We start from the raw sequence: 12,572 nt of genomic DNA on the forward strand, positions 1-12,572 counted from the left end.
GGGCGCGCTTGCGAAACTTGCGCCCGACTCTGCATTCCAGACTCTTGAAAATGACAGAACCTTTCCCTTTTTGAGCAGAGGATTCCCCACTATTAATGGCGCACAACATTCATGCTCAGTGCGGGGTTTTGGGTTTGAATTGTCTTGGGATTTTGGGTATTTAAATTAGGGAATTGAGCGCTTTTTAAGGTGGATTTTTTATGAGTTTGAATTTTAGTGAGTACGAGGCGAAGTGGCAGAAGAAATGGGCTGATACCCAGGCGTTTCGTGCTGAGGCGAAATCTTCTAAGCCGAAATATTATGCTCTTGATATGTTTCCGTATCCTTCTGGGTCGGGTCTTCACTTGGGGCACATGGCCTCTTACACTCCTGGGGATATCGTTTCGCGCTACAAACGTGTGAACGGCTTCAATGTTTTGCATCCGATGGGTTACGATGCTTTCGGTTTGCCTGCGGAGCAATATGCTATTCAAACTGGTATTCACCCTGCGATCACAACGGATAAAGCCATCGCAAGTTTCCGCAAAACTCTTCAGTCATTTGGATTTAGTTTTGATTGGAGCCGCGAGATTTCCACGGCTGATCCTAAATACTACAAGTGGACTCAATTTATTTTCTTAAAACTTTACGAGCGCGGGCTTGCTTACCAAAAAGAAGTTCCTGTGAACTGGTGCCCTGCTTTAAAAACCGTTTTAGCAAACGATGAAGTTGTCGACGGAAAATCAGAGCGCGGTGGTCACCCCGTTATTCGCGTTCCGATGAAACAGTGGATGCTGAAGATCACTGACTACGCTGAACGATTGTTGAATGATCTCGATAAAGTGGACTGGCCAGAGCGCACGAAAGAAGCACAACGCAATTGGATTGGAAAATCTGAGGGCGCCCGTGTGACGTTCAAAATCGAAGACGAAACTGAAACATTCGAAGTATTCACGACTCGTCCTGATACTTTGTTCGGTGTGACGTTCATGGTAATGGCGCCAGAACATCCGCTTGTTAAAAAAATCACAACTCAACCACAACACTCTGCTGTGGAAGATTATGTTCTTGCGACAGCACGTAAATCTGAAGTTGAAAGAAAAGCGACGACAGAAAAAACCGGCGTCTTTACTGGAGCTCACGCTCTTCACCCAATCACTGGTGAACGCATTGAAATCTGGATTGCTGACTACGTTCTAACTGATTACGGCACGGGAGCTATCATGGCGGTTCCGGGTCATGACTCTCGTGATTTTGAATTCGCGCAAAAATTCAACTTGCCTGTAAAACGCGTGGTAGAAGGTGGCGATGCACTTCCTTTCGAAGGCGAAGGCACTATGGTCAATTCTGATTTCTTGAATGGTCTTTCTAAAACAGAGGCCATCAAGAAAATGCTTTCCCATTTGGAAAGCAAAAAATTGGGCACACGCGAAGTTCAATACAAGCTTCGCGACTGGTTGTTCAGCCGTCAACGTTATTGGGGTGAACCGTTCCCGATCGTGAACTTCCCTCATGCCGGCCAAATGGGTGTTCCAGCAAATGAACTTCCTGTGATGCTTCCTGAAGTTGCGGACTACGAGCCGTCTGATTCAGGCGAAGCTCCGTTGGCTAAAATTGCGGACTGGGTTCGCTATCAAGGTAAACCTGGATTCGGCGAAGGTGAAGTGGGTCGTCGCGAGACTGACACGATGCCGGGTGCTGCGGGTTCTTCTTGGTACTTCTTGCGTTACATCGATCCACACAACGATCAGGCTCCGTTCAGCCCTGAAGCCGAGAAATATTGGATGCCAGTGGATTTGTATGTGGGTGGCCCTGAGCACACGGTAGGGCATTTGCTTTACTCGCGCTTCTGGATGAAGGTTCTTTTCGATTGTGGTCTTGTGACTCACGACGAACCTTTCAAAAAATTGGCTCACCAAGGAATGATCTTGGGACCAGATAATCAAAAAATGTCGAAATCTCGTGGAAATGTGATTTCTCCTGAGGATATCGCGAAAACTCACGGCGCGGATTCGATCCGCGTGTTTATCTGTTTCATGGGACCTTTGGATACGGACAAGCCTTGGTCACCGACGGGTATCGATGGCGTGAAGCGTTTCTTGGACCGTGTGGGCCGCCTCGTGGTCAGCGATGACGGTAATTATCTAGCGACGAAGGCCCCCGTTCCTGCCGCGACAGAGAAATTACTTCATAAAACTATCAAAAAGGTCACAGAAGACATCGAGAGCATGAGCTTTAATACAGCGATCAGCGCCATGATGATCTTGGTCAATGACCTGTATAAAGCAGAATGTCGCTCGGAATCGGCTTTAAAACCGCTGGTTCAAATCTTGGCTCCGTTCGCTCCGCACTTGGCAGAAGAATTGTGGGAAAAATTAGGTGGCGAGGGACTTTGCTCTTTGGCTCCATGGCCAAAATATGATAGTACCCTGTGCGCTGATGACACAGTCACAATCGGCGTGCAAGTGAATGGCAAAATGCGCGGCACGATCGAACTTGGCGTAACAGCTTCTGAAGAGGAAGCGGTTGCGGCGGCGAAGGCCGTCGATAGTGTTGCCACTGTTCTTGCTGGAAAAAATCCCGATAAGGTGATTTATAAAGCCGGCAAGATTTTGAACTTGATCGTTAAATAATTAACGGATTCTTCCGAAGATAACTTTCGCAAGAATCCAAGCAACCAAAACTTCGGCCAAGCCAAGAGTAGAATTCCCTACTACGACGAAGCCGGAGTGTAGACCAGCCAGGTGAGGGCACACGAAGATGTCAAATTGGAGTCCTGAAAAAAGCGCGGAGCTTTACGGTATTAACAACTGGGGCAACGGGTATTTCAGAATTAACGGATCCGGAACTGTTTCTGTCACTCCAATGGGCGCGAATGGTCCCGCCGTAGATCTTCACGAGTTGACTCAAGATCTTTTGGATCGCGGTATTCGCGTTCCAATCATGATTCGCTTTCCTGATATCATCAAATCTCGCGTTGAGCTGTTGAATGGTTGCTTCAAAAAAGCATTTGCCGACCACGGTTACAAAGGTAACTACAACGGCGTCTACCCGATCAAAGTAAATCAGCAACGTCACTTGGTTCAAGAGCTTGTGAAATACGGCAAAGACTACAACATGGGTCTTGAGTGCGGTTCTAAGCCGGAACTTCTTGTGGTTCTTGCATTGATGAACACTGAAAATGCGTTGATTATCTGCAACGGCTTCAAAGACGCTGAATACATCGAGACAGCAATTCTTTCGCAAAAACTAGGTCGCAACACAATCATCGTTGTAGATCGTAAAGAAGAATTGAAAATGATCGTTGATGCCGGCAAGAAATTTAACACCCGCCCTAAAATCGGCTTCCGTGCGAAATTGAACACGCAAGGTGCTGGTAAATGGGTTGATTCTTCTGGTGCTCGTTCTAAGTTCGGCTTGACGGCTTCTGAGATCGTTGATGGCGTTGAGTTCTTGAAAGCAGAAGGCATGCTTGAATGCCTGGAGCTGATGCACTACCATATCGGCTCACAAGTTCCCGCGATTCAATCAATCAAATCCTCATTGAAAGAGGGCGCCCGCTTCTTCACTGAACTTTATAAAATGGGTGCCACAGGCTTGAAGTACCTGGATGTCGGCGGTGGTCTTGGTATCGACTACGACGGTTCAGGTCACTCTGACAGCTCTGTGAATTACTCTGAACAAGAATACGCGAACGATATCGTTTCTGTAGTTCAGACTCTTTGTGATGAAAAAAGCATTCCACATCCAAACATCGTGACAGAATCCGGTCGCTTCTTGGTAGCCCATCACTCGGTTCTAGTTTTCAATATTATGGGTGTGAATGATCTTCACCGCCACGAGCCGCCTCGCCCTGCAACGAAAGCTGATCCTTCGATCATGCAAGATATGCAGTACATTTTCGAAAAGGTGAACAAAGACAATCTGAACGAATGTTTCAATGACCTTGAACAATCGAAAAACGAAACTTTGCAACTATTCACTTACGGAGTTCTTTCACTCGAACAACGCGCATGGTGCGAGTCTATGTACTTCACCATCGCGACAAAAATGGTGAAATTGGCGAAGACAGTTCCAGACACCGAAGATATCGTTGCAACTTTATCTAAAGAGTTGTGCGACACTTATTACTCGAACTTCTCGTTGTTCCAATCGCTTCCAGACTCTTGGGCGGTGGGACAGTTGTTCCCGGTATTACCAATTCACCGCTTGGGTGAAGAACCCGTGCGTCAAGCGACTTTGGCCGATTTGACTTGTGACTCTGACGGTGTGATCGAAAAATTCATCGACACAGAATCTGGCGAGCCCAAAGACACAGTTCGTTTGCACCAATTTACAGACGGTCAACAATACTATCTTGGCGTGTTCCTAACAGGCGCTTACCAAGAGATCTTGGGCGATTTGCACAACTTGTTCGGTGATACAGATGCAGTTCATATCTCTTTGAACGGCGTGGGCTATACAATTGACCATTACGTTCCAGGTGACACTGTCACTGAAGTTCTTTCTTATGTTCAGTACGGCCGTTCAGAGATGGTAGATAACGTTCGTCAAGCAACAGAAGAGTCCATCCAAAAAGGCTCGATCACAAAACAGGAAGCAAAGCTTCTGATTAAGCACTATGAAGAAGGTCTTTCCGGCTACACTTATCTAGAAGAAGCTGAATAGTTTTTTTTGCATTACTTTAAAAAAAATCCCTCGCTCCGAAAGAACGAGGGATTTTTTTATCTTCAAACGTCTTTTTTGTGAATGAATTCAATCCAGCATATCCGCCGGATTTGAATTCATTTCTACTTAACTACGACAGACAAATCCGTTGTCGAACCAAGCTTTGTTGGAATTGTTTGCGCCGGGCACGTTGGATAATCTCTGTGAGTTGTGTACGCCAAACGATCTTCGCTTGTTTGGCGGTGAACCTGCCAAGAACCGTCCGTATTTTGTTTGAACGAATAATTGATCACAGTATTCAAAGCCAAAGTTTTTGACGTCGAATAAAGCAAGCGGCAAGTCGCATCGTAAGTATCAAGATAGTACTTAGTCAGAGACATTGATTTTTCTGTGAATTGAATAGAACCATCAGCAGCAACCGCTCCCTTGACCGCACCCGTTGAATCGATCAATTGACCATTCACGATGTTGTAAGCGTAGTAAGGGTCATTCCAATTATCCAACTTAGGGCACTCAAACACCGAAAATTCTAATTCGAAAGAACCTGGCTTTTGATGAATGTTCATGGCTACATTGCAAGGACTTGTGCGAACATCTTTTGAGCCACTGAAGGTTGCATAAGAAGCTTGAATTTGACCTTGGCCTTTAAGCTCGCCCAACACTTGGGCCTGCGCGGATAACGAAAACAAAGTTAATAGAATGATACAGATCTTCATTAGATCCTCCCGTTTCTCAATTTGATACAGGCCTAACAAAATCGACCCACGTTGTACAGAAAGATTCCTCGCATATACCTCTGAGTTATTAAGAAGATTTGATAATCAACCGTTAGACCACCGTAGGATTTTTTCTTGAACGTCCAAATACAAACCCCGGGGTCCTGCTTATGTTCAAATCACTCAAGTTCAAAATCATCTCAATAAGCCTTTTGGGAGTCTTAGCGCTCCTTATCACAGTCTTTGTATATGTCATGCCACTTTATCGCGAATCGGTACGCGATAGCCTTAAGCATGAAGTCAAAGCCGCTGTGGACTTAGCTGAAAGAGAAATTTCTCACTACCGCGACCTGGCTGACAAACATCAGATGCCTGTCGAGGAAGCAAAGTCGCACGCACGTGAAACCCTTCGCGACATGCGATATAACAAAACAGATTATTTCTTTGTTTATGACCTGGAGGGCGTAGGAGTCATGCATCCTATAAAGCCCGAAATGGAAGGCAAGAGCAATATCGATCAAGCCGATCCGACAGGAAATCATTATATCAGAACCATGATCAACTTGGTTAAATCCGACGGCGAAGGCTTTGTCGAATACTCTTATCCAAAAGTAAAAGATGGTCCTCCTATCGGGAAAGTCTCTTTCGTAAAATTAATTAAAGGCTGGGACTGGTTTGTAGGTTCAGGTGTTTATCAAGATGTTATTGACCAGAAAATTCACGATTTTGAAATTAGACTGCTCACCGTCTTTTTCGTAGTCAGCATTATAGTTCTGGCTTTAGCAATGGGGTTAAGTCTTTCTCTTGCGAAAAAAATTGATGTGATTGTGAAATCAATTGCCCAAAGCAGCGACGATGTGGGTCGCTCCATCCACGTCGTGTCAGAAGCAGGAAAAAATCTTGCAGAGTCTTCGACTTCGGCAGCAGCCTCTTTAGAAGAGACCGTTGCGTCCCTTGAAGAAGTGACTTCGGTCGTGAATTTGAATTCAGGCAACGCCCAGCAAGCGTCATCACTTTCGCAATCTTCAAGAGGCACAGCCGAGGAAGGCGAACATCAGATCAAGGCCTTGGTTACTTCAATGGAAGAGATTTCGACTCAGTCTAAGAAAATTGAGGAGATCATCAATGTCATTGACGACATCGCCTTTCAAACAAACTTGCTGGCCTTGAATGCTGCCGTTGAAGCGGCTCGCGCAGGCGAACAAGGAAAAGGTTTTGCTGTCGTGGCAGAGGCCGTTCGTACATTGGCACAAAGATCCGCTTCTGCTGCAAAAGATATTAGCGGCCTTATCAAAGACAGTGTTTCCAAAGTGGAAGACGGCCAAAAAATTGCCGACAAATCAGGTGAAGTCCTGGGCAATATCGTGACGTCCGTCAAAAAAGTGGCTGACTTGAACACCGAAATTGCTACCGCTAGCGGCGAGCAAACTCGCGGTGTCCAACAAATCAGTCAAGCCATGAACCAGCTGGATTCCGTTATTCAATCCAACGCCGCTTCGACCGAGGAAATTTCTGCCAACGTCGCAGAAATCGCCAACCGCATGCGCACAGTAGAACAGGACGTTATCGAATTAAAAAAACTAGTTCACGGCTAAACCGTCAGGTACGCCGTACCTTTTTGCCACACAGAGCGTTGTAGAATAAAAGGTTTTTATAAAAGCAAAGGGGCCGATCTTTTTTTGATCAGCCCCTTTTCTATTTTCAATTTTAAGTGAAATTACATCTTCGCATCGAAGGCATCGCGAACTGCGGTTCCGATGTTGTTCAGAAGGATCAATGTCACAACGATGGCAACCAATGGCCCCCACACCAACCACTCAGCAATCGTGAACCATTTCTGAGCTTGCGCCATCAACTCACCCCAAGAAGGAGTCGGCGGACGAAGACCCAGACCTAAGTAATCCAAGATCGACAAAGAGTAAACGTTTGCAGAGATAGCAAACGGTGCAAACGTAATGATCGGAGTCAAAGCGTTCGGCAAGATGTGCTTGCTGATGATGCGAGTGTGATCTGCACCAATCGCACGAGCCGCTTCCACGTATTCACGCTTACGCAATGAAAGGAATAGAGCACGCATATAAGCAGAGATACCAGTCCATCCAAACAATGCAGAGAACACGATCAACAACGGCAAGCTTGGGGTAAAGATCGCAATAATCGTGATTAATACAAATAGATAAGGTGTACTTTCCACGACCTCAACCACACGTTGACCGATCAAGTCCGTCTTACCACCCATGTAACCCATGAGCGCACCAATGGTAATACCGATAAGATAAGTCACCATCCACGCACCGAAAGCGAAGATCATCGTATAGCGGAAACCGTAAAGAAGACGAGTCATCACGTCACGGCCGCTCTCATCTGTACCAATCCAGTTTTGCGCTGTTGGAGGAGACGGATATGTATCAACGGCTTTATTACTCTCGTAAGGGTCCCATTGGATGATCGGCCATACAGCCCAATCACCTTGGGATTTGTCCATTTCAAGAGCGCGATAATCCATCACCATCATGTCATCACGACCGAATGTTGTTGGATAGTAGTCCACGAACAACGGGTAATAAGTTTTCCCGTGATAGTGCATGATGTGCGGACGATTGTTAGCCCATAACTCAGCCGTGAAGCTAAAGAAGAACATTGCAAGCATGATCCAAATAGAGATCACAGCTACGCGATCGCGTTTGAAACGCTTGTAACGCTTAAGAGTAAGTTCATTCTTAATAAGATATTTCTGAATTGGATCCATCATTTGAAATCAATCCTTGGGTCAACAATGACGTAAATGATGTCGCTGACAATACGACCCAACATCAATAGCATTGAGGAAATGAACGTAATACCCATGATAACGTTATAGTCACGAGCTAATACGGATTGATAACTTAGCAAACCCATACCATCTAAGTTGAACATCTGTTCAATGATCAATGAACCGGCAAGGAATGCTCCTAAGTAACCACCAAGACCCGTTGCGATTGGAATCAAAGCATTTCTTAGAGCATGTTTAAAGACAACTACGCGCTCAGAAAGACCCTTTGCGCGAGCCGTACGAACGAAGTCAGACTTAATAATGTCCAACATCGAGTTACGCATTAAAATCGAAAGCTCAGTGAAGCCACCGATCATGTAACAGATCAATGGAAGAACGAAGTGGTGAGCTCTATCCCAGAACTTCGCCATTGTCGTCATAGAATCATAGTCGTCAGATTGGAAACCACCGATAGGGAAAAGATTTAGCTTCCCGGCAAATACTACGATCAAGAAGATACCGAGAATCAACGGAGGAATCGCATAAGTAAAATTGAGGATGATCGTCGACGTCCGATCGAATCCTCCACCCGCGGCGATAGCTTTACGCACGCCCAGGGGAATACAAACAAGATAGGTCAGAATAAGAGAAGCGAAACCAAATGCCAAAGTGACTGGCAATTTAGAGACGATCACGTCAATGACCGGCTCTTGATAAGTGAAGCTTTCGCCGAAATCCAAGTGCGAAAGGTTTTTCAACCAAATCAGATAACGGATATGCATAGGCTTGTCGAAACCATACTGCTTCTTCAAAGCATCAATGACTTCTTGGTTCACAGACGTATCACCACGACTGTTCACACCCCCACTTGAACCGCCGCCTGCAGCCGATCCAAAACGGATCGCCTGCAGCTTCTGTTCAATGGGGCTACCAGGAGCCAAATTGATAAGGACAAATGTCACAATAGTGATCCCGAGGAATGTCGGGATCATCAGCAATAGTCGACGGATAAGGTAAACGAACAAGGCCCTACTCCAAATATCTTCTTACGGTTGTTTCATCCACCAGTAGTCTTTACCAATATCATAACGGAATGTCTCTGCTGGCATGCCTACTTTTGAAGAATTTGCATAGAAATCATACTTATCGTTGAACAAGAACGCGTATGGAGCATCGTCAGCGATTTTTTTGTAAACTTCTTTAAGCATTTTCACACGTTTAGCTTTGTTTGGTTCAACGCGAGCTTCGTCGATTAATTTATCAACTTCAGGGTTTTTGTAAGCGATGAAGTTAGAACCACCTGGAACCGCACCAGATGAATGCCAAATTTGTTTAGGATCTGGATCAACGGAACCGCCACCCCACGCCATTGTCACAGCGTCGAAGTTACCTTCATCAACCAGTTTCAGGAATGAGTTCCACTCTAAGTACTTCAATTCCATGTCGATACCTGCTTTTTTCAGGTCTTCTTTGTACATAGTGTAGTACTTCTCTACGTCTTTATTAGGGTAGATCAATGTGAACTTGAATTCAGTTTTCTTGCCGTTGATTACTTTGTCCAAAACACCGTTTTTATCAGAATCTGTCCAGCCAGCTTTAGCCAAAAGTTCCTGAGCTTTTTTCGGGTTGAACTCGATCGCCTTGTTGCCTGGGTTGTACTCAGACTTCAAGTAAACCGCGCCGTTCGCAAGATCAGACATTCCATAACGGAATTTCTTGTTCATCTCTTCGCGGTTCAACAAGTGAGCAAGCGCGATACGAACGTTTTTGTCTTGGAAGATGTCTTTGCGGAAGTTCCAACCGATGAAGCCATAAGATTTCGGAGCATCGTTGGCAACTTTGTGTTTAAGAAGAGTCTTACCCCAAGGAGCACCCTCAGTTTTCTTCATGAAAGATTCAACACGAAGTTCGATGTAATCCAACTCGCCTTTTTTCGCATGTTCCAAAGTCACATTGTCGTCTTTGTAGAAACGCATAGTGATGTTTTGGAAGTTGTACATGCCTTTGAAAGCAGGATCGTTGTTGCCGTACCATTTATCGAATTTTTTAAGTTGGATCATTTGACCACGATCGAACTTAGAAAGAACGTATGGACCCGCACACACGATTTCACGGTTCATTCTTTTAGACTTGTTTACGTCTTGGTAAACGTGCTTAGGAATAACTGTCATCGTTGCAGCAGATTCAAAGTTTTGGAAGTAAAGATCTTTTGCTGTGATTTTCACAGTCAATGGATCAACAACTTCAACTTTTGCCAAACCTTCGTAGTATGGGCGCAAGTTAGCAGCCTCGTACTTAGGATCGAAGATAGCATCGAAAGAGAACTTTACGTCTTCCGCAGTAACAGGTGTTCCGTCGTGGAAGACAGCGTTTTTACGAAGATGGAAAGTGAAAACCTTATTGTCTTTGGAGATTTCCCACTTTTCAGCCAAGCGCGGAGTCCAGTCGTATGTCTCATAATCATGTGCAGCCAAAGAGTCGCACGTGTAATTCTGAACATAACGAGAGTACAAGTCGCTCGCAGTGATCGGATGAATTGTTGGTGGTTCGCCACCAAGATTGTAAACGAAATTTCCGCCTTGTGGTGCTTGAGCATTAGGCTTAGCGGCCAAAGCGGGAGCGGTCAAAGCTGAGCTCAAAATGAGCGCCAGAAGTCCCTTCATTTTCATTGTGTTTCCTCCAAAGAATTTCGTAGGGAATTTCAATAGTTCCCAAAGTGGGCTTAAAATGGGATATGCAGGAAAAATAATCAAGTTATTGCTCGATTGACCGCGTGCGTAAATGCTATATGATAGCAGAATTTTCAAGGAGTAAAAAATGTCTGAAAAGACAGTGAAATTTGATCCCACAACTACCATTTCTGCCGAGTTCGGAATCTTCGGAATTCCGATGACAGAAGAGGAATCTAAAGTCGTTCTTGTTCCAGCACCCTGGGAAGTGACTACTTCTTATGGCGAAGGCGCTTCACGCGGCCCCGAAATCATCCGTGCTGCCAGCGAACAGATCGATCTTTTCGATATCGAGGTCGGCAAAGCTTACGAAGTGGGCTACCACATGCGCGACTTCCCTCAAGATCTTAAAAACATGAACGACAAGTTTAAGTCCGTAGCTCAAGAGCTTATCGAAATGCGCACAAACATGAGCGACGACACTGCCAAGATGGACTCTCTAGCGGCTCAAGTAAACACGGCTTGCGAAGAAATGACTCAATGGGTTTTTGATCAATGCTCTGATGTTTTGAAAAAAGGCAAATTGCTAGGCCTTGTTGGTGGGGATCATTCGACTCCATTGGGTGCGATCCGCGCTGTCAGTGATAAGTTCAAAGGCGAGTTCGGTGTTTTACACATCGATGCTCACGCAGATTTGCGTAAAGCGTATCAGGGCTTCAAACAATCCCACGCCTCTATTATGTATAATGTTATGACTGATGCAAAAAAACCAAAAAAATTGGTTCAAGTCGGCATCCGTGACTTCTGCGAAGAGGAATATGATTTCAGCAACTCTCGCGATGACATCAAAACGTTCTATGATTTGGAATTAAAACGTCGCTTGCTGAAGGGCGAAACCTGGGAAAAGGTTTGCCAAGACATTATCAAAGAGCTTCCGCAAAACGTTTACATCTCTTTTGATATCGACGGTCTTGATCCTGCATTCTGCCCTCATACAGGAACTCCGGTTCCAGGTGGTTTGAGTGTTGACCAAGTGTTCTTCTTGTTCCGCGAAGTTGTGGCTTCCGGCCGCAAAGTGATCGCGTTCGACTTGAATGAAGTTTCCACAGGCGGACTTGAGCCCCACGAAGTGGAATGGGACGGCAACGTAGGCGCGCGCATTCTTTATAAAATGTGCGGCTGGTTGGTGAAGAGCAATGCTTAAGGTTTACGAATACGCGAAATGCTCGACGTGTGTGAAGGCGCTGAAGTTTTTGGATGGCAAGAAAGTGTCTTACCAAAAACTTCCTATTGTCGAAAAAGCTCCATCTCAGGCGGAACTTAAAAAGATGCTCGCTGCTTTGAAAGAACGCGGCGGCAATATCAAAAATCTTTTTAATACGTCTGGCGTTTTATACAAAGAATTCAAAATCAGCGAGAAGCTTCCGAATATGACGGAAGCTGAGGCCTTGAAACTTTTGTCTGAACACGGAAAGCTTGTGAAAAGGCCCTTTGTCCTCGGCGATGATATTGCCCTCGTTGGCTTTAAAGAGGACGAGTGGAAGAAAGTCTTCTAGACTGACAGACGACACATTTTGGGGAATGCGATTAGGTCTACTCCCTGAAATGTGGCAGCCTAGAGATGTATGAAAAGGAGGTCTTATGATAAGCCTCACTGTTGTCATTGTGACATTCGCCGTTGTCTTTACGGGAATCTGGTTGATTTTCAGAATGTCGGGAACTTCTGAACTGCGAAAACAACCTTATAAAAAAGTTCCACCCTCACATACAGCTCCAAAAGCCAAACCA

General features: G+C 45.3%; 9 protein-coding genes. 5 read left to right on the top strand and 4 right to left on the bottom strand.

The annotated features are described in order from the left end of the window. The first annotated feature begins 200 nt into the window (after positions 1-200). A complete protein-coding gene (leuS, locus tag VF412_RS19515; RefSeq protein WP_331340954.1) occupies positions 201-2,612 on the top strand; it encodes a leucine--tRNA ligase in 2,412 nt (803 codons plus the stop codon). 127 nt (positions 2,613-2,739) lie between these two features. Beyond that, entirely contained in the window at positions 2,740-4,647 is a 1,908-nt protein-coding gene (speA, locus tag VF412_RS19520; RefSeq protein ID WP_331340955.1) for a biosynthetic arginine decarboxylase, read from the top strand. Positions 4,648-4,769: 122 nt separating this feature from the next. Here speA and VF412_RS19525 read toward each other — a convergent pair whose 3' ends face one another. After that, a complete protein-coding gene (locus VF412_RS19525; protein ID WP_331340956.1) occupies positions 4,770-5,363 on the bottom strand; it encodes a hypothetical protein in 594 nt (197 codons plus the stop codon). Between the two features lie 170 nt (positions 5,364-5,533). On the opposite strand from VF412_RS19525, the gene VF412_RS19530 reads away from it, so the two are divergent. After that, on the top strand, positions 5,534-6,958 hold the full coding sequence (locus VF412_RS19530; RefSeq protein WP_331340957.1) for a methyl-accepting chemotaxis protein: 1,425 nt from the start codon (positions 5,534-5,536) through the stop codon (positions 6,956-6,958). Between the two features lie 122 nt (positions 6,959-7,080). Here the strand turns inward: VF412_RS19530 and VF412_RS19535 are convergent, their stop codons facing one another. The 3 genes from VF412_RS19535 to VF412_RS19545 all read right to left on the bottom strand — a co-directional run bounded on the left by VF412_RS19535 (position 7,081) and on the right by VF412_RS19545 (position 10,784). Next, positions 7,081-8,115, bottom strand: coding sequence for an ABC transporter permease subunit (locus tag VF412_RS19535; protein WP_331340958.1), 1,035 nt, complete (start codon positions 8,113-8,115; stop codon positions 7,081-7,083). After that, a complete protein-coding gene (locus VF412_RS19540; RefSeq protein WP_331340959.1) occupies positions 8,112-9,077 on the bottom strand; it encodes an ABC transporter permease subunit in 966 nt (321 codons plus the stop codon). The genes VF412_RS19535 and VF412_RS19540 overlap by 4 nt, the downstream gene beginning before the upstream one ends. Positions 9,078-9,161: 84 nt before the next feature. Next, positions 9,162-10,784: a peptide-binding protein gene (locus tag VF412_RS19545; RefSeq protein ID WP_331340960.1), complete on the bottom strand. Its 1,623-nt coding sequence runs from the start codon at positions 10,782-10,784 to the stop codon at positions 9,162-9,164. A 148-nt stretch (positions 10,785-10,932) separates the two neighbouring features. On the opposite strand from VF412_RS19545, the gene VF412_RS19550 reads away from it, so the two are divergent. Continuing rightward, positions 10,933-11,988: an agmatinase family protein gene (locus tag VF412_RS19550; RefSeq protein WP_331340961.1), complete on the top strand. Its 1,056-nt coding sequence runs from the start codon at positions 10,933-10,935 to the stop codon at positions 11,986-11,988. After that, entirely contained in the window at positions 11,981-12,340 is a 360-nt protein-coding gene (locus VF412_RS19555) for an arsenate reductase family protein (RefSeq protein WP_331340962.1), read from the top strand. The genes VF412_RS19550 and VF412_RS19555 overlap by 8 nt, the downstream gene beginning before the upstream one ends. Positions 12,341-12,572: the final 232 nt, after the last annotated feature.

The sequence above is a fragment of the Bdellovibrio sp. genome, assembly GCF_036384735.1.
GTDB lineage: Bacteria > Bdellovibrionota > Bdellovibrionia > Bdellovibrionales > Bdellovibrionaceae > Bdellovibrio.

Excerpts from the sequence above, each read along its gene's own strand:
- leuS (WP_331340954.1), top strand. The coding sequence starts at position 201 with ATGAGTTTGAATTTTAGTGAGTACGAGGCGAAGTGGCAGAAGAAATGG.
- speA (WP_331340955.1), top strand. The coding sequence starts at position 2,740 with ATGTCAAATTGGAGTCCTGAAAAAAGCGCGGAGCTTTACGGTATTAAC.
- VF412_RS19525 (WP_331340956.1), bottom strand. The coding sequence starts at position 5,363 with ATGAAGATCTGTATCATTCTATTAACTTTGTTTTCGTTATCCGCGCAG.
- VF412_RS19530 (WP_331340957.1), top strand. The coding sequence starts at position 5,534 with ATGTTCAAATCACTCAAGTTCAAAATCATCTCAATAAGCCTTTTGGGA.
- VF412_RS19535 (WP_331340958.1), bottom strand. The coding sequence starts at position 8,115 with ATGATGGATCCAATTCAGAAATATCTTATTAAGAATGAACTTACTCTT.
- VF412_RS19545 (WP_331340960.1), bottom strand. The coding sequence starts at position 10,784 with ATGAAAATGAAGGGACTTCTGGCGCTCATTTTGAGCTCAGCTTTGACC.
- VF412_RS19550 (WP_331340961.1), top strand. The coding sequence starts at position 10,933 with ATGTCTGAAAAGACAGTGAAATTTGATCCCACAACTACCATTTCTGCC.
- VF412_RS19555 (WP_331340962.1), top strand. The coding sequence starts at position 11,981 with ATGCTTAAGGTTTACGAATACGCGAAATGCTCGACGTGTGTGAAGGCG.